This window comes from Propioniciclava sp. MC1683, from assembly GCF_014164675.1.
Taxonomy (GTDB): Bacteria; Actinomycetota; Actinomycetes; order Propionibacteriales; family Propionibacteriaceae; genus Propioniciclava.
Genome location: NZ_JACJFX010000005.1, coordinates 80,215 through 102,998 on the forward strand (window position 1 = coordinate 80,215; position 22,784 = coordinate 102,998).

The window sequence follows — 22,784 nt, forward strand, 5'->3', positions numbered from 1 at the left end:
CCCGGCCGCCGCGAGCGGCCCCCTCCCCGGGCACCAGCACCGCACCGGCGGTGTACCCCAGCCCGGCGTCCACGATCACGCCCCAGATGGAGGCGGTCTACGCGCGGATGCGCACCCTGACCCTGGCCCGCACGGGGTCCAGCACGTCGATGATCCTGGCCGGGCCGAACGGCACGTTCCACAAGACGTTCGGCAGGCTGGCGATGGTCTGGACGCCGGCCCGCGGCGCCACGCTGGCCCACTGGGTGCCCCGAGGGACCACGCCGACCCTCCTGCCGGCCTTCCGTGACGTGCCCCCGGGCACGGGCTTCGAGGGCGAGATCGAGTGGATGCGCGCGATGAGGATCAGCGAGGGCTGGTCCGACAACACCTACCGCCCGGTGCAACCAGTCCAGCGCAACGCGATGGCGGCCTTCCTGTACCGCGCCGCGGGATCGCCGGCGTTCACCGCCCCGACCCGGGCCTCCTTCACCGACGTCCCGGTCGGCGCGCCCTTCTTCCGCGAGATCGAGTGGATGAAGGCGGCCGGCATCACCACCGGGTACCGGGACAACACCTTCCGGCCGTACGACCCGATCAACCGCGACGCCATGGCCGCCTTCCTGTACCGCGCGTCCGGATCGCCGGCGTTCACCCCGCCGACGCGGGCCCGGTTCAGCGACGTGCCGGTCGGCACGGCGTTCCGCACCGAGATCGAGTGGCTCGCCTCGACGGGCACCACGACGGGCTACGCCGACGGGACCTACCGGCCGCTGAGCCCGGTCAACCGCGACGCGATGGCCGCGTTCCTGTACCGGCGGGCCGGCTGAGTCAGCCCTCGCGGGCCACGCGCAGGGCGTCGGTGAGCGTGAAGTTGCCCACGTAGAGCGCCGTGCCGATGATCGCGCCGGTCACGCCCAGGGGCACGAGCTCGCGCAGGGCGCGCAGGTCGTCGAGCTGGGCGATGCCGCCGGAGGCGATGACCTCGGCGTCGGTGCGCGCGGCCACGTCCCTGAGCAGTTGGAGGTTGGGGCCGGTCAGCATGCCGTCGGACTTCACGTCGGTCACGACGAACGTGCGGCACCCCGCCGCCGAGAGCCGGTCGACGGCCTCGCGCCAGTCGCCGCCCTCACGCACCCACCCGCGGGCGGCGAGCTGGGTGCCCTTGACGTCGATGGCGATGCCGATGCGCTCGCCGTGCTCGGCGATGGCCTTCTCGCACCAGTCGGGGTTCTCCAGGGCGGCGGTGCCCAGGTTCACCCGCGCGCAGCCGGTCGCGAGCGCGCGCTCGAGCGCGGCGTCGTCGCGCAGGCCGCCGGACAGCTCGACCTTCAGGTCCATCGCCTCGGTGATCTCGGCGATGACGTCGGCGTTCGAACCGCGCCCGAAGGCGGCGTCCAGGTCGACCAGGTGCAGCCACTCGGCGCCGGCCTCCTGCCAGCGGCGGGCCGCGGCGAGCGGGTCGCCGAATACCTTCTCGGAGCCGGCGATGCCCTGGGACAGCTGGACGGCCTGGCCGCCCTGCACGTCGACGGCGGGAAGGAGGGAGAGCGCGTCAGTCACGCAGGCGAGGGTACCGGCTCCGCGCACGCGGCCACCCAGTTGCGCAGCAGGCGGGCACCGGCGTCACCGGACTTCTCGGGGTGGAACTGCGTGGACGCCAGCGCCCCGGCCTCGACCGCGGCGACGAAGCGGTCGCCCTCGTGCTCGGCCCAGGTCACGGCGACACCCTCCGCCTCGGGCAGCGCCCGGGCCGCGTACGAGTGCACGAAGTAGAACCGCTCGTCCTCGACGCCGGCGAACAGCGCCGACCCGGCCGGGACATCAACCGTGTTCCAGCCCATGTGGGGCAGGCGGCGGGCGGCCAGCCCCTCCACCACGCCGGGCAGGACGCCGACGCCGGCGGTCTCCACCCCGTGCTCCGAGCCCAGCCCGAACATCACCTGGTGGCCGACGCAGATGCCGAGCACGCGGCGTCCGGACGCCAACCGCTCGCGGATGATCCGGGGCCCGTCGACCGCCTCGAGGCCCGCCATGCACGCCGCGAAGGCGCCCACGCCGGGGACGACGAGCCCGTCGGCGGCCAGGGCCGCGGCGGGGTCGGCGGTGAGGACCACCTCGGCGCCCGTCACCGCGAGGGCGCGCGTGACCGAGTGCAGGTTGCCCGAGCCGTAGTCGAGCACCGCGACCAGGGTCACAGGGCGCCCTTGGTCGAGGGGATGACGCCCTCGATGCGTGCGTCGGGCTCGACGGCCGTGCGCAGCGCACGGGCCAGCGCCTTGAACTGGGCCTCGACGATGTGGTGCGGGTCGCGCCCGCGGACCAGGTCGAGGTGCACGCACAGCCCCGCGTTCAGGGCGAGGGACTCGACCACGTGGTACGTCATCGACCCCTGGTACGGCACACCGGAGCCGCCGATGCGCGCGTACACCTGCGCGTCGGGCTCGCCGGTGCACACCACGTACGGGCGGCCGGCCACGTCGACCACGCAGCGGGCGAGGGCCTCGTCCAGCGGCACCAGGGCATCGCCGAAGCGCTTGATGCCCTTCTTGTCACCGAGCGCCTCGCGCAGGGCCTGGCCCAGCACGATCGCGGTGTCCTCGACCACGTGGTGGCCGTCGATGTGCACGTCGCCGGTGGCCTCGACGGTGATGTCGATCAGGGAGTGCTTCGCCAGCGCGGTCAGCATGTGGTCGTAGAACCCGACCCCGGTGCTGACGTTCGCCACACCGGTGCCGTCGAGGTTCACCTCGACGACGATCTGGCTCTCGCTGGTCGACCGCTCCGCGCGTGCCGTGCGTGCCATCACTCCCCCATCCTCGGCGCGTCCACGCGCGCCAACGCGGCGTAGAACGCCTCCATCTCTTCGGGCGTCCCCGCGCTGACGCGCAGGTACCCGGCCGGGCCAGTCTCCCGGACGAGGACGCCCTGGTCCAACAGTTGCTGCCACGCGAGGTGGCGGTCGGCCCACCGGCCGACGAGCGCGAAGTTCGCGTCCGAGTCGACGACCACGAAGCCCATCGCCGGCGCGCGGCGCAGCAGCTCGTCACGGGCCGCCCGCAGGTCGTCGACGCGGGCGAGCATCTCGTCGGCGTGGCGCAGGGCGACCGAGGCCACCGCCTGCGTCTGCGCCGACAGGTGGTAGGGCAGGCGGACGATGCGGCAGGCGTCCACGATCGCGGGGGCCGCGGCCAGGTAGCCCAGCCGGCCGCCCGCGAAGGCGAAGGCCTTGCTCATCGTGCGGCTCACCACGAGGTTGCCGTGCTCGCCCAGCAGGGTGAGGGCGGTCCGGCCCGGCTCGCGGGCGAACTCCTGGTAGGCCTCGTCGACCACCACGATCGCGTCGGTGCCGGCCAGCACCTCGGCCACCACCTCGAGCGGGGTCGTGGTGCCGGTCGGGTTGTTGGGCGTGGTGATGAGCACGACCGAGGGCTGGTGCTGGGCGATCGCGTCGAGCACCAGCCCGGCGTCGAGGCCGAAGTCGTCGCGGCGCGCCACCGTCACGTAGTCGGTGTGCGTGTTGCGGGCGTACTCGGGGTACATCGAGTAGGTGGGCGTGAAGCTCAGCACACGGCGTCCGGGCCCGCCGAAGGCGCCCAGCACGTGCGTCATCACCTCGTTCGAGCCGTTGGCGGCCCACACGTTCCCGATCTCGAGCCCGTGGCCGAGGTAGGCAGCCAGCAGCCCACGCAGCTCGGACGCCTCGCGGTCGGGGTAGCGGTGGTAGGCCGCCACCCGGATCGCCTCGGCCATCTCGGCCAGGGTGGCCTCCGACGGTGGGTACGGGTTCTCGTTGACGTTCAGGCACACCGGCACGTCGAGCTGGGGGGCGCCGTAGGGCTCCTCCCCCACCAGCTCGGGGCGCAGCGGCAGGTCGTCCAGCGACGGGTTCGGCCTCACCAGCGGTCCCCCTGCTCGGCGGCGGTGCGCACCGTGATGGCCGCGGCGTGGCCGGGGAGGCGCTCCTCGCGGGCGAACCGCTCGACGGTCGGGCCGACCTCGCGCAGCGCTCCCTCGGTGTAGTGGATCAGGTGCACGGTCTTGCAGAAGCTGCGCACCGTGAGCCCGGACTGGTACCGGGCGGCGCCGGCCGTGGGCAGCACGTGGGTGGAGCCGGCCGAGTAGTCGCCCAGCGGCACCGGGGACCACGGGCCGATGAAGATCGCGCCCGCGTTCTGCACCCGGTGGGCCAGGGCGTAGGCGTCGCGGGTGTGCACCTCGAGGTGCTCGGCGCCGTAGGCGTCGACGACGGCCAGGCCCTGCTCCATGTCGTCGACCAGCACGATCGCCGACTGCGGGCCGGTGAGGGCGGTCTCGATGCGGTCGACGTTGTCGAGCGCGGCCACCTGCCCGGCCAGCAGGCCGTTCACGGACGCCGCGAGCTCGGGCGAATCGGTCACCAGCACCGAGCCGGCCATCGGGTCGTGCTCGGCCTGGCTGATCAGGTCGGCGGCGACGTACGCGGCGTCGGCGGAGTCGTCGGCGAGCACGGCGATCTCGGTGGGGCCGGCCTCGGAGTCGATGCCCACCACGCCGCGCAGGTACCGCTTGGCGGCCACGACCCAGATGTTGCCGGGCCCGGTGACCAGGTCGACCGGCGCGCACAGGCCCTCGACGCCGTGGGCGAACATCGCGATCGCCTGAGCGCCGCCGACGGCGTAGACCTCGTCGACGCCCAGCAGGTGGCACAGGCCCAGGATGGACGGGTGCGGCAGCCCGCCGAACTCTGCGCTCGGCGGGGTGGCCACCGCGAGGGAGCCGACGCCGGCGACCTGCGCGGGCACGACGTTCATCAGCACGCTGCTGGCCAGCGGCGCGAGGCCGCCGGGCACATAGAGACCGACGCGCGCCACCGGGACGGTCTTGGTCTCGACCACGGCGCCGGGTGCGACCTCGGCGCGGACCAGGTCCGGCGTCCCCTCGGTCTCGGCGACCTCGCGGCGCCGGCGGATGGACTCGGTGAAGGCCGCGCGCACCTCGGGGTCGAGCTCGTCGGCGCAGCGCGCCAGCGCCTCGGCCGGTACACGCAGGTGCTCGGGCACGACCTTGTCGAACCGCTCGGCGAACTCGCGCAGGGCCGCCTCTCCGCGCTCGGCGACCGCGTCGCAGATCCCCTTCACCGCCCCGAGGGCATGGTCGATGTCGAACGCGCCGCGGGGCACCACGGCGCGGTAGTCGGGGGTCAGTCCTCGGACATCGATCAGGCGGAGTTCCACGGGGCTGATTCTATGGGCCCCATGTTCATCGGGATCGGGACGGTCACCAACGTGGTCACCGTGGCCCTCGGCGCGGTCATCGGGCGCCTCCTGGGCGACCGCATCCCCGAGCGCACCAGCGGCACCATCACCGACGTGCTGGGCCTGATCACGCTGGTCCTCGGCGTCGGCTCGGCCCTGACGATGTCATCCCAGAACCTCGCCGACGCCGTCGGCGCCGGGGCGCCCATGCTCATCGTGCTCGGCTCGCTCCTGTTCGGCGCGATCGTCGGCTCGGCCCTGCGCATCGAGCAGCGCCTGGAGTGGGGCGCGGCGTGGCTGCGCCAGCGCTTCTCGGGCACCGGCGACGCGGGCACGTTCGTCGACGCCATCGTCACCCCGACGCTGCTGTTCTGCATCGGCCCGCTCACCATCCTCGGCTCGCTGTCGGACGGCCTGGGCCGCGGCGCCGACCAGCTCCTGGTGAAGGCCGTGCTGGACGGCTTCGCCGCCATCGCGTTCGCGAGCACCCTCGGCTGGGGCGTGCTGTTCTCGGCCATCGCCGTCGGTCTGGTGCAGGGCAGCCTCACGCTGGCCGCCTTCCTGCTCGGCGACCTGTTCTCGATGGCCCAGATCGACGCCCTCACCGCGACCGGTGGGGTCATGCTCATGGCGCTGGGCGTGCGCCTGCTCAAGCTCAAGAACATCCCGGTCGGCGACCTGCTGCCGGCGCTGGTCTTCGCGCCCGTGCTGGTCGCCCTCGTCGCGGGCCTGCGTTGATGGCCCGGCGCAAGCAGGCCGCGGGCGGCACCCCGGCGACGGCCGCGCTGGCCGCGGCCGGCATCGCCTTCACCCCAGTCGAGTACATCCACCACGACGACAGCACCGACTTCGGCGCCGAGGCGGCGCGGGAGACGGGCCTCGACCCGGCGGTGATCTTCAAGACCCTCGTCGTCACCACCGGCCCCCGGCAGCTCGCGGTGGGCATCGTCCCGGTCGCCGGACGCCTCGACCTCAAGGCCATCGCCACCGCCCTCGGCGCGAAGAAGGCCGAGCTGGCCGACCCGAAGGTGGCCGAACGCTCGTCGGGCTACGTCGTGGGCGGGCTCTCCCCCATCGGACAGCGGACGCCCCTGCCCACGGTCATCGACGCGTCGGCCGAGGCGTTGGACGTGATGTACGTCTCGGGCGGCAAGCGCGGCCTGCAGCTGGGGATCGCGCCCGCCGACCTGGCCGCAGCCACGCACGCGACCTTCGCACCGATCGGCCGCTGACCGACGCGGTTCAGGGCCGACGGTCGAGCACCGCGGCCAGCGCGAGCTGCGCCTCGGCGAACGCCGCCCGGCGCCGGTCGGACTGCGCGTCGCGCAGCACCCGCCACGCGCCGGTGTCGGGGTCCGCGCCGCTGCGCCGCGCGACCTGCACGATGAGGTCGCTCGCGACCGCGGTGTCCTGCAGCTCCCCGAGGGACTCGGTGACCGCCTCCCACGCGGTGACCTCGTCGGACAGCCCGGGGACGGACGCCTCCATGGCCTCACACGCGTAGCGCACCGCCTTGGCGGCCTTGCGCACCTCGTGCCAGCGTTCGAGCTCCTCGGGGGCCTCGCTGGCCTCCTCCCGGAGGCGGGACACCTCGGCGACGGCCCGGGCCAGCAGGGGCGGCAGGACCTCGCCAGCCGGCCGGTCGGCGCGGCCGCGCAGGGGCGGGTCGGTGAGCAGGGAGACGAGGGCCGCCCGCAGCGCGGCGGCGCGCTCGCCGTCCAGCTCGGTGACGAGGGCCGCGTGGGCCCGGTCGTGCTCGGCGCGCAGGTGGTCGAGCAGCCCGTGGCGCACCTCGGGCGCCACGTCGGTGCCCAGCTCGGCCAGCAGGTCGCCGAACTCCTCCCGCAGCACCTCGGCGTCGCGGGGTTCGCCCAGGACGGCGCCCAGCCAGCGCAGCTCGGCCCGGAGCGGTCGCGTGCGGTCGGTGTCGAACAGGCGGGCGAAGGTCTTCAGCAGGCTGCGCAGCCGGCGGGTCGCGACGCGCGCCTTGTGCACGTGGTCGGGCTCGTCGGTGCGGACGCCGGCCTCCAGGGCCTGCAGCACCCCGACCTGGCGCGCGGCCCAGGCCAGCAGGACGTCGGCGGCCGGGGCTTGGGGCGAGGCGGGCGGGGTGAAGCGGGGCACCGCGGCCAGCGCCCTGGCGACCTTGGAGGTGTGCGGGGCCACGGTGGCGCCAGCGGCGACGAGGTGCTCCGACAGCCCGTCCAGCAGCGCGGCGGGCACCCCGGGCACCAGCTCGACCTCGACCTCGGCCCAGGCATCCTCCCCCGCCCGCGTGGTGGCCCGCACCGCATCCTGGGCCAGGGTGGCGACGGGGACGCCGTCGGTGCCGAGGAAGGTCTCCACGCGGGTGGTGCGGAGGCGGGCCACGGGGATGACGGCCGCCAGACCGGTCACCTCGCGGACCTCCTGGCGCAGCGCCCCGGGAACATCGGCCGACAGGGCGGCGGTGACCTCGACCCGTCCCTCGCCCGTGGCGGGCCGCTTCAGGTGCCAGCCGTCGTCGTGCCCGCCGGTGCGGCGGCGCAGGGACCAGCCGGCGTCGGCGAGGTCGCAGGCCAGGGTGTCGTGGTAGGTGGCATCCAGCTCGTGGACCGCGGTGGCCAGCACCTCGACGAGCCCCGTGAAGTCGGGGGCGAACCCGGCCGGTGCGGTGAACTTCCGCTCGACCTCGAGGGCCCGCTCAGGCATCGCGGGGCGCCTTGGCGACCTCGGGGCCCAGGGACGCGGCGAACAGCGGGACGGCGACGGCGGCGAACACCCAGACGGCCAGGGCGGACGGCGCGGACAGCAGCAGCGCGACCTCGACCTTGTCGCCGGCCTGGGCGGCGGCCAGGCGCTCGGGGAACGGGCCGGGGCCGAACACCTCGCCCAGCCACCAGCAGGTCAGCCCGCCGACGACGGCCAGGGCGGCCGTGATCACCGCGACCGGCCACCCGATCACCCGCAGCCGCACCCACGCGGCGATGCCGAGGGCGAGGCCGCCGGCCATGGCGAGGATCGAGTACCAGAACGAGGCGGAGAACATCTCGGCGCGGCCGCTGTCGGAGATCTCGGCGTGGCCGTCGGCCTGGACCGTCCACTCCGGCAGCACCGCGAGGTTCGCCCACAGCAGCGCGGCCACCGCCCCGACCAGGACGGCCAGGACGGTCAGCACCAGCGTGCGGCTCACCGCGCTGCGGAACCCCATGGCAGTGATGCTAGGCGCTGACACAGGACGGCCCCAACAGCGCCTTGAGGTCGGCCACGAGCGAGTTGGTGTTCTGCACGCGCAGGCGGTCGTCCAGGCGCCACACCGTCGCGCGCTGCGGGCTCACCAGCCGGACGCGCACCTCCTGGGTGCCCGGGTGCTGGCGCAGCGTGAACTTGAGCTGCTCGACGACCTCGGGGGTGCACCGCGCGGTGGGCAGGGAGATCGTCACCGGCCCGGACGGCCCGGCGCTCACGTCGGGGAAGCTGACGTCGGAGGCGGTGAGCTCGACCGAGTCGTCGCGGTCGCGCAGGCGCCCCTTGATCCGGACGACCACGTCGGTGCCCAGCGACATCGCCACGGGGGCGTAGGCCTTGTTGAACACCAGCACCTCGATCGAGGCGTCCAGGTCCTCCACGCTCAGGATCGCCCAGACCTTGCCGTCCTTGGTCTGCTTGCGCTGGATGCCGGTGATCATGCCGCAGATCGTGACCACGCCGTCCCGGGGGCCGTCGTCGGCGGTCAACTGCTGGATGCCGAGGTCGCGGTTGGCCGCGAGGACGTGCTCGAGGCCCTGCAGCGGGTGGTCGGAGACGTAGAGGCCGAGCATCTCGCGCTCGAACGCCAGCCGCGTCATCTTCTCCCACTCGGCCAGGTTGGGCACGGGGGTGGAGTGGAGCAGGCCGCCGCCCTCGGCGTCCGCGTCGTCGCCCCCGAAGAAGTCGCCGAACAGGTCGTCCTGGCCGAGCGCCTGGTTGCGCTTGAGGCTGACCACCTGGTCGACCTTCTCCTCGAAGACCTCCATCAGCCCGCGCCGGGTGTGGCCGAGCGAGTCGAACGCCCCGGCCTTGATCAGCGACTCGATGACGCGCTTGTTGCACACCACGGCCGGCACCTGGTCGAGGAAGTCGTTGAAGTCGCGGGCCGGCCCCTTCTCGGTGCGGGCCTCGATGATGCCCTGCACCACGTTGTGGCCGACGTTGCGGATCGCGCCCAGCCCGTAGCGGATGTCGGAGCCCACCGGGGTGAACATCTCCTCCGACTCGTTGACGTCGGGCGGCAACACCTTGATGCCCATCCGGCGGCACTCGCCGAGGTAGATCGCGGTCTTGTCCTTGTCGCCCTTCACCGACTCCAGCAGCGCAGCCATGTACTCGGCCGGGTAGTGGGCCTTGAGGTAGGCGGTCCAGTAGGAGATCACGCCGTACGCGGCGGTGTGGGCCTTGTTGAACGCGTAGTCGGAGAACGGGACGAGGATGTCCCACAGCGCCTTGATCGCGGCGTCGGAGTACCCGTTGGCCCGCATGCCGTCGCTGAACGGCACGAACTCGGCGTCGAGGACCTCCTTCTTCTTCTTGCCCATCGCGCGGCGCAGCAGGTCGGCCTTGCCGAGGCTGTACCCGGCCACCTTCTGCGCGATCTGTTGCACCTGCTCCTGGTAGACGATCAGGCCGTGGGTCGTGTCGAGGATGTCGGCCAGCGGCTCGGCCAGTTCGGGGTGGATGGGCTCGATGGCCTGCCGGCCGTTCTTGCGCAGCGCGTAGTTGGTGTGCGAGTCGGCGCCCATCGGGCCCGGCCGGTAGAGCGCGAGCGCCGCGGAGATGTCCTCGAAGTTGTCGGGCTGCATCAGCCGCAGCAGCGAGCGCATGCCGCCACCGTCGAGCTGGAAGATGCCCAGGGTCTCGCCCGAGGCCAGCAGCTCGTAGGCCGCCTTGTCGGTCATGTCGCGGGCCAGCGCGTCGAGGTCGAGGTCGACGCCGGTGTTGATCTTCACGTTGCGCACGGCGTCGTCGAGGATCGTGAGGTTGCGCAGGCCCAGGAAGTCCATCTTGACCAGGCCCAGGCTCTCGCAGCTGGGGTAGTCGAACTGGGTGATGATCTGGCCGTCCTGCTCCCGCTTCATGATCGGGATGACGTCCAGCAGGGGCTTGCTCGACATGATCACGCCGGCGGCGTGGACGCCCCACTGGCGCTTGAGGCCCTCGATGCCGCGGGCGGTGTCGACGACCTCCTTCACCTCGGGGTCGGTGTTGTACAGCTCGCGGAACTCCGCACCCTCGCCGTAGCGGCCGTGCTCGGGGTTGAAGACCTCGGCGATCGGCACGTCCTTGCCCATGACGGGCGGCGTGTACGCCTTGGTGATCTTCTCGCCCAGGGCGAAGGGCTTGCCGAGCACGCGGCCGGCGTCCTTGATCGCCTGCTTCGCCTTGATCGTGCCGTAGGTGACGATCTGGCAGACCCGGTCGTCGCCGTACTTCTCGGTGACGTACCGGATCACCTCGCCGCGACGACGCTCGTCGAAGTCGACGTCGAAGTCGGGCATCGAGGGGCGCTCGGGGTTCAGGAACCGCTCGAAGATCAGGCCGTGGGGCACGGGGTCGAGGTCGGTGATCCGCATCGCGAAGGCGCACATCGAGCCGGCGCCCGAGCCACGGCCCGGACCCACCCGGATGCCGTTGGCCTTGGCCCAGTTGATGAAGTCGGCCACGACGAGGAAGTACCCGGCGTAACCCTTGCCGATGATGACCTGCTCCTCGAACTCCGCCTGCTTGATGGCGTAGTCGGGGACGCCGTCGGGGAAGCGCTCCTCGAGCCCGCGGCGGACCTCCTTGTGGAACCAGGACTCCTCCGACTCCCCCACCGGGACGGGGAACTGGGGCATGTAGGTGCCCATCCCCTCGTCGAAGGTGACGGTGCACCGCTCGGCGATCGCCAGCGTGTTGTCGCACGCCTCGGGCAGGTTGCTGAACAGCTGCCGCATCTCGGTCGGGCTCTTGAGGTAGTAGCCCGTCCCGTCGAACTTGAAGCGGCCCGGGGTGTCCTTGTTCGCGCCGGCGCTCACGCACAGCAGTGTGTCGTGGTCGTCGGCGTCGGTCGCGTGCACGTAGTGCAGGTCGTTGCTGGCCACCAGCGGCAGGGCCAGCTCCTTGGCCAGGCGCAGCAGGTCGGCGCGCACGCGGGTCTCGATGTCGAGCCCGTGGTCCATGAGCTCGACGTAGAAGTTGCCGGCCCCGAAGATGTCGCGGAACTCGGCGGCCGAGGCCACGGCCTGCTCGTACTGCCCCAGGCGCAGGTAGGTCTGGACCTCGCCCGAGGGGCACCCGGTCGTGGCGATCAGGCCCTTGCCGTAGCGGTTCAGCAGCTCCCGGTCGGCGCGCGGCTTGTAGAAGAACCCCTCCAGGCTCGACAGCGAGCTCAGCCGGAACAGGTTGTGCATGCCCTCGTTGTCGGAGGCCCACATCGTCATGTGGGTGTAGGCGCCCTTGGACGCCACGTCGTCGCCCGTGCCGTCGCCGAACTGAACCCGCTTGCGCTCGGAGCGGTGGGTCTTCGGGGTGAGGTACGCCTCGAGGCCGATGATCGGCTTGACGGGGCTGCCCTTCGCCGTCTTGTACCACTCGTAGGCGCCGAACACGTTGCCGTGGTCGGTGACCGCCAACGCGGTCATGCCCATCTGTTCGGCACCCTTCGCGAGCGCCTTCAGGCGCGCCGCGCCATCCAGCATCGAGAACTCGGAATGGCAGTGCAGGTGAACGAATTCGTCGCCCATGTGTGGTGTCAACCTCCCAAGGTGCCCCACCCTAGCCTGCGCAGGTGACAGTTAACGGTTGCGACCCGGCCACCCCCTCGGGAGACTGGCGACCATGCGTCTTTCCCTGATCGGAGCACCCACCGACGTCGGCGCCTCCGTCGCCGGCTGCCGCCTCGGCCCCGGCGCGCTGCGCGTCGCCCTGCTCGGCTCGGCCCTGCGTGAGCTCGGCAATGACGTCCGCGACGTCGGCGACGTCGAGGGCCCGCCCAACCCCCGGCAGGGCCCCGTCGACGGCTACAAGCACCTGCCCGAGGTCACGGCCTGGAACCACGCCGTCCGGGACGCCGTGGCTGCCGAGCTGGCCGACGGGCGCCTGCCGATCCTCATGGGCGGGGACCACTCGCTGGCCATCGGGTCGATCAGCGCCGTCGCCGCCCACTGCCGCGCCGCGGGCAAGCGCCTGCTCATCATCTGGGTGGACGCCCACGCCGACATCAACACCAACGAGATGACCCCGTCGGGCAACATCCACGGGATGCCGGTGGCCTGCCTGCTGGGCCACGGCCCCGACGTCCTGACCGGGCTCTCCGACCGGACCCCCGCGATCACCCACGACCAGATCCACCAGGTCGGCCTGCGCAGCGTCGACGAGGGCGAGAAGGTCTTCCTCCACGAGCTGGGCATGGCCGTCTACGACATGCGGTTCCTCGACGAGGTCGGGATGCGCCGGGCCATGACCCGGGTGCTGGCCTCGGTTGGCGAGGACACCCACCTGCACCTGTCCCTCGACCTGGACTTCGTCGACCCGAGCGTCGCCCCCGGCGTCGGCACGCCCGTCGTCGGTGGCCCGACCTACCGCGAGGCCCACCTGGTCATGGAGATGATCGCCGACACCGGCCGGCTGGGGTCGCTGGACATCGTCGAGGTCAACCCGGCCCTCGACGTGCGCAACGCGACCGCCGAGCTGGCGGTCGACCTCGTGGAGTCGCTGTTCGGCAAGTCCACGCTGCTGCGCGTCACCGACCTGGACAACCCGCCCGCCGGCTGAGGGCTATTCGGCCTCCCGCTCCAGCGGTCCACCCGGCCGGCCGTGGCGGACGAGGTCGAACAGGGCGTGCCACGTCGCGACCTTGACCCGCGGCCGGCCGAACCGCTGCCCCGCCGCCTGCTCCTCGGCGTCGATGCGCTCCCAGTCGGCGAACGTGGACGCCGGCCTCCCCCGGTCCGCCAACAGCGCCCCGGCGTCCGGCCCCGTCGGGGCGGGCAGGTCGGCGAGGTCGGCCAGGAGGTTGCGGACGGTGGCCGCGGCGTCCGACTTGTTGGTGCCGATCACGCCGAGCGGGCCACGCTTGATCCAGCCGACGACGTACTCGCCGGGGCGCGGGCCGGCGGCGTCGACCACCCGGCCGTCGGTGTTGGGCACCACCCCCGCCTCGGGGTCGAACGGGACGCCCGGCAGCGGCTTGCCCCGGTACCCGATCGCGCGCAGCACCAACTGGGCGCCGACGACCTCGCGCTCGCCCGTGCCGACCACCCGGCCGGCCTCGTCCAGCGCGGTGCGTTCCAGCACCACCGCGCGCACCCCGGACGCCCCCACGAGCTCGACGGGCCGACGCCAGAAGGCCAGGTGCAGGCGCGCCCGCGGTTCCTCGACGACGCGGTCGGCGGCCTCGCGCAGGGCGGCCAGGTTCTGGCGCACGCGCCGGTCGGCGTCCACGGGGTCGTCGGGCACGGGGTCGTGCAGCACGGGCTGGACGCCGTCCAGCGCCAGCAGCTCGCGCAACTCGGTGGTGGTGAAGGTCGCGTGCTCGGGCCCGCGGCGTCCGACGACCCACACGTCGGCGACCCGGTGGGCGCCGAGCTCGTCGAGGACGGGCGGGGGCATGTCGGTCGTGGCCAGGTGGTCCGGGTCGGCGAGCAGGATGCGGGCCACGTCCACGGCCACGTTGCCGACGCCGAACGTGATCGCCGTGTCGACCCCGGCGAGCGACTGCGCCTCGGCGTCGGGGTGGCCGCAGTACCAGGCCACGAACTCGCGGGCCGAGCGGCTGCCGGGCAGGTGCTCGCCCCGGACGTCGAGGCGGCGGTCCTCGGAGGCGCCGGCCGCGTACACGACCGCGTCGTAGCCCTCGCGCAGCTCGTCGGCGGTGATGTCGGAGCCCAGCTCGACCATGCCGAAGAACCGCACCCGATCGGACTCGAACGGCTCGGCCAGCACCCGCTGGATGCCCTGCATGCTGGTGTGGTCGGGGGCGACGCCGTAGCGCAGCAATCCGTACGGGGTGGGCAGGCAGTCGAGGATGTCGATGCGCACCTGGTCCGACCCCTTGAGCAGCGAACCTGCTGCGTACAGGCCCGACGGTCCGGCTCCGACGATGGCGACACGAGGCGACGGCGCTGTCATGTCGGCCTATCCTGCCAGCCCGTGGTTCGGCCAGCCAGCCCCTTGCGGGACTGGCAATCCAGCATCATAGATGCGCATGATCAGCATCAGTGGTGCTAGGCTCGTGGCATGCGAACAACCGTACGACTCGACCCCGAGGTGCAGGCAGCGGCCGAACGGTTGCGCCGAGAGCGCAACATCGGTCTGGGCGAGGCCGTGAACGAACTCGCCCGCGCCGGCCTCGATCGCAAGCAGCAGCGCACGCGCTTCCGCCAGCGCACCGCCAGCGTCGGTCTGAAGGTGGACGTGACCGACATCGCGGACACGCTGGAGCTGCTGGATCACGAAGACGCCCAGGCAGCCGGGTGATCGTCGACGCGAACGTCCTGCTCTACGCCGTCGATGACACGTCCCCCTTCCACACGAAGGCACGGACGTGGCTCGACGACGCGATGAACGGCGTGGAACGCGTCGGGCTGCCCTGGGTGTCCCTGATGGCCTTCCAGCGCATCATCACCCATCCCAGGGTGACCTCTGACCCATTGACCCCTGAAGAGGCGTGGGGATACGTCACCGACTGGTTGGACGCCGACCAGGCCTGGGTCCCCACGCCCGGGGGTCGCCACCGCGACATCCTCGGGCAGCTCCTCGTCGAGTCGAATCTGCGCGGGAACCTCGTCACGGATGCCCACCTCGCCGCGCTCGCGATCGAGCACGGAACGAGCGTCTGCTCCTTCGACGGCGACTTCGCTCGCTTCCCGGGCCTTCGGTGGGTCCACCCCGACCGCGGGTGAGACGCAAGCGCGATCTGGTCGACCCGATCAGCCCAGCCCTCGGAAGCGCAGCACGGTGACCTCGTGGTCGTCGGGGTCCGCCAACCGCGCGGCGTAGCGACGCACCAGCGTGATGGTGAGCACGCCCCCCATGCCGACGCACGCGCCGATGATGGTCTCGACGATGCGGTCGTAGGCCAGCTGCCCCGACCAGCCCGCCCCGATCGACGTGCCGAGCAGGGCCAGGGGCGTCACGAAGGTCTGGGCGAAGAAGTAGTTCCGCGCGATGTACAGCTCGGCGCCGTACTGGAAGACCGCCATGAGCACGGCGACGGCCACCAGCGGCGGGTGGAGCGCCATGATGCCCAGCATGAGGGCGATGCCGGTGAAGGTGCCGAGGATGCGGTGCAGGCCGCGAGCGACGCGATGCCGCGTCGAATGGCCGGCGAGCGGCACGACCGCGGCCACCATCGCCCAGTAGTGGTGGCCGGCTCCCAGTGCCCCGGCGAGGGGGATCGTCAGGGCCCCCGCGGCGAAAGCGGCGATCCCGTGCACGGTCGCTTCGAGCGTGACACCGCGCCAGTCCACCTCCGCCAGCGGTGGCGGCGGGGTGACGACCCACGGCGTCCGGCGACTGGGCAGGATCCGGCCGACTTGGCCGAGCAACAGCGCCAACCCGACCGTCGCCGAGGCCACGAACATGCTGTCGCCCAGAGATGCCCTCGGTGGCCCCGAGATGATGGCCGCGAAACAGAAGATGTGGAACAGCGAGCCGGCCGGACGAATGCGCAGCAGAGCCGCCCACGCCGCAGCGACGAACGCCACCACGCTGGTGGTGACCACCATGGCCCACAACCCGGCGCTCGTACCGTGCGGGATCACCGAGGCACCCAACCAGGCGGCGAGCATCAGCACCCAGAAGGACGCCCCCACCTTCAGCTGGGTGAGCTACCGATCGACGTGCCCCGGGACCCGCCCGTAGACGTTCGTGAACGCCGCGAAGACGGCGAACACCGAGAGGTCGAGACGGTCGACCAGCAGCAGGGCAGCCATGGGCAGGAGCACACCCAGGGCGCAGCGCACCGCGATCCCGTGGTCGGCCGGTGCGGGACCGAGCGTGAACAAGCGCCGCAGAGCGAGGGGGTTGTCGCGCGACCCCAAGAACGTCGTCATCACTCCTCGCGGGCGTCCGCCCACCCGCTGAACCCGGCGATGTCGGCGTCCAACACCGCCCCCTCGACGACATCGGCGAGCGCGCGACCGATGAGGGCGATCCCTCGCCCGATCTCGTCGGCGGTCACCCCCAACCACGGGGTCAGCTCCAGGACGTTCCCGCGCACCGGGTAGCAGGCCAAACCGAGCTGCCAGGCCCGGTAGGCGACCTTGGCCGTCACGACGTCCGTCGCGTCGCCGAACCCGCCGTCGGCCCGGGACGGATCGAGCAGCTCCACGCCCACCGACAGGCCGCGCCCGCGCACGTCGGCGATCCAGTCCGCACCCGCCGCCCCCGAGGACGCCACCGCGCGCAACCCTTCCACCAGCTGGGTGCCGCGCGCGGCGGCGTTGGCCGTGAGGTGGCCCTCCCGCAGCAGGGCGACCACCTCGAGCGCCGCCGCGCAGGATGCGGCGTTGCCCACCGTCGTCATCAGGGCGGACGCCGCAGGTTCGTCCAGCGCGGCGGCTGGTCCGACGGTGGCGGCCAAGGGCAACCCGCCGCCCAAGGCCTTGCCGAGGGTGACGATGTCGGCCCGGACCCCGTCATGGTCGTGGGCCAGCAGGCGCCCGGTTCGACCCAACCCGACCTTGACCTCGTCGATGATCAACAGGCAGCCGTGCCGGTCGCACAAGGCCCGCAAGCCAGCCAGGAAGCCCTCCGGCGGCACGACCAGGCCACCGTCGGACTGCAGCGGTTCGACGATGACCGCGGCGATGTCGCCGCCGGCCATGGCGTCCGCCACCAGCTCCAGTGACTCCTGGCCGACCGTGGACGCGTCGCCCCGGAACGGACGGAAGGCGCTGGGGTACGGCACGAAGACCGTGTCGGGGTCGGCCGGGACACCCGTGGCCACGTGGACGCCGGAGAAGGCCTGCGAGCTCCCCGCCCCGCCGTGGTACCCGGCCTCGAACGCGATGAGCCCGCGGCGTCCGGTCAGGTGGCGCGCCCCGCGCACGGCGATGTCATTGGCATCGGTGCCGGCGTGGCCCAGATAGACGCGCCGATCCGCGCCGAGCGTCGGGATCAGCCCCAACAGCGCCTCGGCCAGCCGGGTCGCCCATGGGTGCGCGACCGACAACACGGACGCCGGACCCCCGGCGACCAGGGCCTCGTGCACGGCTGCGGCGATGCGGGGGTTGCCGTGCCCGAACCCGGCGGCCGTCCAGTCGGCGCTGAAGTCGAGCACGGCCCGCCCGTCGGCGTCCACGATGGTGGCGCCCGCGCCCGACACCGCGGTCTGGGGGAAGAACCGCAACTTCTCAACCCCGGCGATCACGTGGTCACTGTCGTAGGTGAACATGGTCGTCCTCTCCCGCCAGCATGTCTGCGGCACCGAGCCAGGCTGCGATCATCGCACGGGCCACATCCCCGACCGCACGGTCCGGGGGCAGGAACTCGGGGTCGTGGAGGCTGGGCACCCCGAGGCCGGGCTCGTCGTGCACCCCGACGAAGCACATCAACGCCGGGACGCGTTCGGCGTAGTAGGCGAAATCGTCCGACCCCAAGGTGCGAATCGGCTCCACGGCCCGCAACCCGAGCGCCCCCAGCCAACGATCGGTGCCACGGCTGAGCACGGGGTCGTTCGACAACACGGGCTCGCCGGGCATCACCCGGGTGGTCCCCACGCAGCCGGCCGCCTGTGCGGTCGCGGTGACGAACTCGGCGACGCGGGCGCGGAGTCGCTCGCGATCCGTGGCGTCGTAGGTGCGCAGGGACGCCAGCAGCAGCCCCGTGTCCGGGATGACGTTGGCGGCCCCGTCGCCGGCCCTGAGCGTGCCCACGCTGATCACCGCCGGGCGCATGCCCGGCACGGTGGTCCGGACCAGCCCGGGCAGGCCGAGGGCGATCCTCGCGAGGGCGGTGATGGGGTCGCGCGCCGACTCGGGGTAGGCGCCGTGCCCGCCCCGCCCCGTGACCGTGACCTCGAACCCGTCGTAGGCAGCGTTGATCGCACCAGCCCCCGTCGAGACCGAGCCGGCCGGGACGCCGTGGTGCACGTGCGCTCCCACCATGGCCCGCACGCCCTGGTCGGCCAGCAGCCCGGAGGAGACCACGTCGAGCCCGCCCGAGGCATCGGACTCCTCGCGCGGTTGGAACACTCCCACGACGCCCTGCGGCAGCAGCCCTGTGGGCAGCGCAGCGGCGGCGCGCAGCACGGCAACCAACGCGGCGAGGTGGACGTCGTGCCCACACGCGTGCATCGCCACACCCGACGCTGCCCAGCCCACCGACGTCCGTTCCACGACGGGCAGGGCATCCAACTCGGCCCGCACGCCGATCGAGCTGCCGGGCGGACCGACGCGGACCCAGGCGCCGGTCCCGGCCACCGGCGTGCCGGCGACCCCCAACTCCGTGAGCACGAGGTCGGTGGTGTCCTGCTCCTGCCCGGACAGCCGCGGCTCGGCGTGCAGCCGTCGCCGCAGCTCCCGCGCGGCAGGCAGCTCGACGTCCAACCGCGCGAGCCACGCCCGTGCCAGCCGGTCCAGTCCCCGGCGACCGTCGTCGGTCACGGGGCCACCCCGGCGCCGGCCGTGGGGCCGTACAGCCGCGTGGCGTTGTCGTGCGCGATCATGTCGAGGATGCGCCGCACGTCGGCCAGGGGGAGGTCCGCCCCGAACCACCGCCCGAGGGCCTCGCCGAGTCCCCGTCGGAAGAGCAGGGCACCGAGGTGGTAGAGCTCCGGGGCACCCCAGGCGTCCGAGCTGAACAGGGCCTTGTGGAAGGGGGTGAGTTCCAGGGATTCGGCCAGCACCTGGGCCGACTGCGCGCCGGTGTAGTTGATCGCCAGGCCCACATCGCAGTAGACGTGCTCCCACACGTGGGCGAGGTAGCCGGCCTCACGGTGGTACGGGTAGCAGTGCAGCAGGGCGAACCTCGCGCCGGACCCGCGGGAGGCCCGGAAGAGCTCCGACATCAGCACGGGGTCGGAGCGGCGCAGGTCCACATCGGGGTCGCCGAAGGCCACGTGCACCTGGATCGGCACGCCGCGATCGATGGCCTGCCACAGGCCGTGGCCGATGACGACCGGGTCGTCGAGGCGGACGTCATCGGGCGGCTGCCGCCGCCACCAGGACCGGTAGGCGCGGTCGACCGCCTCCGTGGCGGGTCGCGTCGCCGGGAACTCCAGGCCGCCGCGGTAGGCCGCGATCGTCTTCACGCCCACGGCGGTGGCCAGCGCGGCGTCCAGTCGTTCGGCGAACAGGGACCGGTGCGCGGCCGCGTCCTCGCCGACCTCGGTCGCGGCGTCCTCGGCGATCTTCTCCAGCCTGACGACCTCGGACACCGCGGCACCGGCGCGCTCCCCCATGGCCGCGGGGGGCAGGATGACGTCGGCGCGGAATCCGGTCTCGACCACGAGGCGGCCGAACCCGCCGGCCCGCAGGAACCTCCGGGTCACCTCTGCCGGGTCGAGCTCGGCACGCCGCGCGACATAGGAATCGGCGTCGGCGAAGGCGGGCAGGCCGAGCACGGGCGCGCAGTGTCGTCGCACGGCGAGGCCCAGTTGCGAGTCGAAGACCGAACACCCGGCGGGGGCCGGTCGGTCGGACTCCGTGATCAGGTCCTCGAACTCGGCGCGCACCAGCGGACGTTCGATGACCCCGTGGCAGTGGTGGTCGGTCAGGGCCACCGACTCGATGATGTCGAGGGCGGCGGCACCCAGGTCAGTAGACGGACGCATAGATCTCGCAACGCTCCTGCAGACTCAGGCGGTTCATCTGGTCGACCTCTTCTCGCTTCACCGAGAGGAAAGTGTGCACCATGTCGGGGCAGAACCAGCCACGGGCCCGCTCGGACGACTCGAACAGGTCGAGTGCCTCCTCGAGCGTCGAGGGCAGGGCCGGCAGGTCCTTGTCCCGGCCCTTCAGGTCGAGCTCGCGCTCGACGATCGCCGCCGGCTCGAGGCCGTCGCGCAGCCCGTCCAGGCCGGCCCGCATCAGTGCACCGAAGAAGAGCCACGGGTTGGCGCCGGCGTCCGCGGCCCGGAACTCGAAGTGCAGCTGAGGTTCGGGGTCCTTGCCGCCGATCTCGACGGTCGGCACGATGCGCAGCAGCGCCTCGCGGTCCTGCAGGCCCAGGAACACCCGGGCCGAGGACCAGTTGTTGGGGACCAGCCGCTGGTAGGAGATCGACAGGGGCGCGAACAGCGCGCACATGTCGGCCGAGTCGCGCAGGATGCCGGCCAGGAACGACCCGACCTGCGCCGACACGCGCCCGGGGCGGGACGGGTCCCACGACACATTGCGGCCCGCGTCGTCCGACAGGCTGAAGTGGACGTGCACACCGCTGCCGGAGCCGCCCAGCTTCGGCACGGGCGTGAAGGTGGCGCGATGCCCGTGCACGCGGTATACATCGCGGACGATCTCGCGCAGCAGCACCGCGCGGTCGGCACCCTCGAGCGCCGGGACGGGGCTGAGCGTGATCTCGAACTGGTGGTCGCCGTACTCGGGCAGCCAGGTGTCCGGGCCGAGGCCCGACCGAGCCAGGGCCGAGAAGAGTTGGGAGCCCATCGGTTCGGCGCAGCGGAAGCTGCGGAACGAGAACGGGTGGTGGGGGTAGTCGGCGTCGAGGTCGGCGAACTCGTGCTCCCACCCGGCGACCACGTTGATGCCGTATTCCTGGTGCAGGTCGGCCAGCACCTGGCGGAGGAAGGTGCGCGGGCAGCACTCGTAGGGGCTGCCGTCGGTCTTGACCACGTCCGCCATGACGAAGTCGAGGTCGGGGCGGCCGGGGACCCCGGTGACCGTGCGCCGCGTGGACAGGTCCGGCTTGAGTCGGAGGTCGCCGGTGGAGCCGAAGGGCAGATCCTCGGCGATGTGCCCCTGGATACCGATGCCGAGGTTGGCGGGCACCCACCCGACGGTGGAACCGGCATGGAAGTCCTCGGTCCGCATGCTGCGGCCCTTCATCACCGCCGCCAGGTCGCTGGTGGCGATGAACGTCATCTCGGTTGCGGGGTCGTGGTTCATGTGTCGAGGTCCTCTCGGGTGAGTCGGTCACCGATCCGCTGGGCGAGGTCGGGGCGTACGAAGACCACGACCAGCCCGACCAGGCACCAGATGCCGGCCAAGATGGGGAAGTACGTGTACGGCGCCTCCTGCCCGATGATCTGGACGCCGAAGACGTAGGCGAGGTAGCCCAACCCGAGGACGGGGAAGACGATCTCCCACACCGGAATGGGTGAGGCGGGCTTGAACGCGTGCCGGATCGCCCCGACCGACGTCATCGCGTAGGCCAGCACCATGCACAGCGTGGCGATGGTCGCATACCAGTAGTAGACCTCGACCGGGCCCTGACCGGCGAAGGCCAGCCCGAGCGTCAGCGCCGTGGTCAGTCCGCTGATCAGGAAGACGGCGGTCGACGGGGCGCCGCGATGGTTGACGTGGGCCAGGGCGGGCGGTCCGAACCCGTCGCGGGCCAGGGCGAACACCAGCCGGGCAGCCGCCGCGGTGGACGAGATGAGCGACGCGAGGGCCACGAAGAAGGCGATCACCGAGATCGCCACGGCGAACCAGGCCCCGATGTAGCGGCTGCTCAGCTCGGTCAGGGTCGAGCTGGCGTTGGCGAACGCGTTCGTGCCCGCCTCGTCGGTGCCGTACCCGATGGTCTGGGCGAACATCACGAACACGTACAGGAAGCCGGCGAGCACCACGGCCAGCAGGAGCGATCGCGGGATGTTCTTCTCCGGCCGCTTGGTCTCCTCGGCCAACGACGTGCCCGACTCGAAGCCGGCCCAGCTGAGGAAGCCGAACACGGACGCCGTCATGACCGCGTTCGCGGCGACGCCCGAAGGGGCCAGCGTCGACAGGTCGATGCCGGTGCTGACCGGGGCGTCGGCCGAGCCCACCCGCATCACGATGACCACGCCGAGCACCACCATGGCGGCGATGCCCACGAATCCGATGCCGAGCAGCACCCGCGTGGTCACGACCGACTCGCGGATGTTCAGCAGCAGCGCGACCACGGTGACCACCAGCACCACGGCCACCCAGCCGAACGGGGGCAGGCTGACCCCCAGTTCTGTCAGCATCGCCTCGAAGAACACCGCGCACGCCCCAGTGATGCACGCCGCGAAGAACATGTACGTGCCCAGCAGCGCAAAGCCGCCGAAGAAGCCCGCCCGCGGGCCCAGCGTCGAGCCGGCGAGGGCGTACACCGAACCGGCCCGGGTGAAGTAGCGCGTCAGTCGGATGAACGCGTACGCCACCAGGAGGGTGCCCGCGAACGACACGGCGAACGTGAAGGGCACCGCCCTGCCGACCAGACCGGCCACGCCGATGCCGTTGAGCGACATGGCCATGACCGGGCCCATGAAGCCCACCGACAAAGCGGTGACCTCGAACACCCCCAGGCGTCGGTGCAGCCCGCTGCTCTGGGTGGCGGGAACATCAGGTGGAACGCCGTTCATGGGGCACCTCCGGGGTGGATGCCGAGAACGATAACCCGCGCGCGCCCCACCCGCTGGGTTCCCAGGGT

General features: G+C 72.3%; 22 protein-coding genes. 6 read left to right on the top strand and 16 right to left on the bottom strand.

What is annotated here, in order from left to right; translation table 11 throughout:
* Window positions 1-50: 50 nt before the first annotated feature.
* Window positions 51-809 carry an S-layer homology domain-containing protein gene (locus tag H5397_RS04460; RefSeq protein ID WP_220491987.1) on the top strand — a complete coding sequence of 253 codons (759 nt, stop codon included), beginning with the start codon at window positions 51-53 and terminating at the stop codon, window positions 807-809.
* Between the two features lies 1 nt (window position 810).
* Here the strand turns inward: H5397_RS04460 and priA are convergent, their stop codons facing one another.
* From priA to hisD, 5 genes are read right to left on the bottom strand one after another with little or no spacing between them, the layout of a single operon-like run.
* Window positions 811-1,542, bottom strand: coding sequence for a bifunctional 1-(5-phosphoribosyl)-5-((5-phosphoribosylamino)methylideneamino)imidazole-4-carboxamide isomerase/phosphoribosylanthranilate isomerase PriA (gene priA, locus H5397_RS04465; RefSeq protein ID WP_182815116.1), 732 nt, complete (start codon window positions 1,540-1,542; stop codon window positions 811-813).
* On the bottom strand, window positions 1,539-2,177 hold the full coding sequence (gene hisH, locus H5397_RS04470) for an imidazole glycerol phosphate synthase subunit HisH (RefSeq protein ID WP_182815117.1): 639 nt from the start codon (window positions 2,175-2,177) through the stop codon (window positions 1,539-1,541). Before hisH ends, priA begins: the two co-directional genes overlap by 4 nt.
* Window positions 2,174-2,785 carry an imidazoleglycerol-phosphate dehydratase HisB gene (gene hisB, locus H5397_RS04475; protein ID WP_182815118.1) on the bottom strand — a complete coding sequence of 204 codons (612 nt, stop codon included), beginning with the start codon at window positions 2,783-2,785 and terminating at the stop codon, window positions 2,174-2,176. Before hisB ends, hisH begins: the two co-directional genes overlap by 4 nt.
* On the bottom strand, window positions 2,785-3,882 hold the full coding sequence (locus H5397_RS04480) for a histidinol-phosphate transaminase (protein WP_182815275.1): 1,098 nt from the start codon (window positions 3,880-3,882) through the stop codon (window positions 2,785-2,787). The genes hisB and H5397_RS04480 overlap by 1 nt, the downstream gene beginning before the upstream one ends.
* Window positions 3,876-5,195, bottom strand: a complete 1,320-nt coding sequence (gene hisD / locus H5397_RS04485) for a histidinol dehydrogenase (RefSeq protein ID WP_182815119.1) — start codon at window positions 5,193-5,195, stop codon at window positions 3,876-3,878. The genes H5397_RS04480 and hisD overlap by 7 nt, the downstream gene beginning before the upstream one ends.
* Before the next feature lie 21 nt (window positions 5,196-5,216).
* Here hisD and H5397_RS04490 point away from each other — a divergent pair, with 21 nt between their 5' ends.
* Entirely contained in the window at window positions 5,217-5,954 is a 738-nt protein-coding gene (locus H5397_RS04490; RefSeq protein WP_182815120.1) for a DUF554 domain-containing protein, read from the top strand.
* Window positions 5,954-6,448 (top strand): Cys-tRNA(Pro) deacylase, encoded by a 495-nt coding sequence (ybaK, locus tag H5397_RS04495; protein WP_182815121.1) that lies wholly within the window; start codon window positions 5,954-5,956, stop codon window positions 6,446-6,448. The genes H5397_RS04490 and ybaK overlap by 1 nt, the downstream gene beginning before the upstream one ends.
* Window positions 6,449-6,458: 10 nt before the next feature.
* Here ybaK and H5397_RS04500 read toward each other — a convergent pair whose 3' ends face one another.
* From H5397_RS04500 to dnaE, 3 genes are read right to left on the bottom strand one after another with little or no spacing between them, the layout of a single operon-like run.
* Window positions 6,459-7,907, bottom strand: coding sequence for a CYTH and CHAD domain-containing protein (locus H5397_RS04500; protein ID WP_182815122.1), 1,449 nt, complete (start codon window positions 7,905-7,907; stop codon window positions 6,459-6,461).
* Window positions 7,900-8,406, bottom strand: coding sequence for a hypothetical protein (locus H5397_RS04505; RefSeq protein ID WP_182815123.1), 507 nt, complete (start codon window positions 8,404-8,406; stop codon window positions 7,900-7,902). Before H5397_RS04505 ends, H5397_RS04500 begins: the two co-directional genes overlap by 8 nt.
* 10 nt (window positions 8,407-8,416) lie before the next feature.
* Window positions 8,417-11,956, bottom strand: coding sequence for a DNA polymerase III subunit alpha (gene dnaE, locus H5397_RS04510; RefSeq protein ID WP_182815124.1), 3,540 nt, complete (start codon window positions 11,954-11,956; stop codon window positions 8,417-8,419).
* 94 nt (window positions 11,957-12,050) lie between these two features.
* Between dnaE and rocF the strand changes: the two genes are divergently transcribed.
* The gene (gene rocF / locus H5397_RS04515; protein WP_182815125.1) at window positions 12,051-12,986 is read left to right on the top strand and encodes an arginase; all 936 of its coding nucleotides are present in this window, start codon (window positions 12,051-12,053) and stop codon (window positions 12,984-12,986) included.
* 3 nt (window positions 12,987-12,989) lie between these two features.
* Here rocF and H5397_RS04520 read toward each other — a convergent pair whose 3' ends face one another.
* Complete coding sequence (locus H5397_RS04520; RefSeq protein ID WP_182815126.1) at window positions 12,990-14,342, bottom strand: ferredoxin-NADP reductase; 1,353 nt, start codon at window positions 14,340-14,342, stop codon at window positions 12,990-12,992.
* Between the two features lie 108 nt (window positions 14,343-14,450).
* On the opposite strand from H5397_RS04520, the gene H5397_RS04525 reads away from it, so the two are divergent.
* Window positions 14,451-14,690 (top strand): CopG family transcriptional regulator, encoded by a 240-nt coding sequence (locus tag H5397_RS04525; protein ID WP_182815127.1) that lies wholly within the window; start codon window positions 14,451-14,453, stop codon window positions 14,688-14,690.
* The gene (locus H5397_RS04530; protein ID WP_182815128.1) at window positions 14,687-15,115 is read left to right on the top strand and encodes a type II toxin-antitoxin system VapC family toxin; all 429 of its coding nucleotides are present in this window, start codon (window positions 14,687-14,689) and stop codon (window positions 15,113-15,115) included. Before H5397_RS04525 ends, H5397_RS04530 begins: the two co-directional genes overlap by 4 nt.
* Window positions 15,116-15,142: 27 nt before the next feature.
* Here the strand turns inward: H5397_RS04530 and H5397_RS04535 are convergent, their stop codons facing one another.
* The 7 genes from H5397_RS04535 to H5397_RS04565 are packed head-to-tail and all read right to left on the bottom strand — an operon-like array spanning window position 15,143 to window position 22,716.
* On the bottom strand, window positions 15,143-16,027 hold the full coding sequence (locus H5397_RS04535) for an FUSC family protein (protein ID WP_182815129.1): 885 nt from the start codon (window positions 16,025-16,027) through the stop codon (window positions 15,143-15,145).
* Window positions 16,028-16,042: 15 nt separating this feature from the next.
* The gene (locus H5397_RS04540) at window positions 16,043-16,267 is read right to left on the bottom strand and encodes a hypothetical protein (RefSeq protein WP_182815130.1); all 225 of its coding nucleotides are present in this window, start codon (window positions 16,265-16,267) and stop codon (window positions 16,043-16,045) included.
* Window positions 16,267-17,610 (bottom strand): aspartate aminotransferase family protein, encoded by a 1,344-nt coding sequence (locus H5397_RS04545; RefSeq protein WP_182815131.1) that lies wholly within the window; start codon window positions 17,608-17,610, stop codon window positions 16,267-16,269. Before H5397_RS04545 ends, H5397_RS04540 begins: the two co-directional genes overlap by 1 nt.
* The gene (locus H5397_RS04550; RefSeq protein WP_220491988.1) at window positions 17,591-18,820 is read right to left on the bottom strand and encodes a M20 family metallopeptidase; all 1,230 of its coding nucleotides are present in this window, start codon (window positions 18,818-18,820) and stop codon (window positions 17,591-17,593) included. Before H5397_RS04550 ends, H5397_RS04545 begins: the two co-directional genes overlap by 20 nt.
* Window positions 18,817-19,989 (bottom strand): amidohydrolase family protein, encoded by a 1,173-nt coding sequence (locus tag H5397_RS04555; protein WP_182815132.1) that lies wholly within the window; start codon window positions 19,987-19,989, stop codon window positions 18,817-18,819. The genes H5397_RS04550 and H5397_RS04555 overlap by 4 nt, the downstream gene beginning before the upstream one ends.
* The gene (locus tag H5397_RS04560; protein WP_182815133.1) at window positions 19,973-21,277 is read right to left on the bottom strand and encodes a glutamine synthetase family protein; all 1,305 of its coding nucleotides are present in this window, start codon (window positions 21,275-21,277) and stop codon (window positions 19,973-19,975) included. The genes H5397_RS04555 and H5397_RS04560 overlap by 17 nt, the downstream gene beginning before the upstream one ends.
* Window positions 21,274-22,716 carry an APC family permease gene (locus tag H5397_RS04565; protein ID WP_182815134.1) on the bottom strand — a complete coding sequence of 481 codons (1,443 nt, stop codon included), beginning with the start codon at window positions 22,714-22,716 and terminating at the stop codon, window positions 21,274-21,276. The genes H5397_RS04560 and H5397_RS04565 overlap by 4 nt, the downstream gene beginning before the upstream one ends.
* Window positions 22,717-22,784 lie beyond the last annotated feature (68 nt).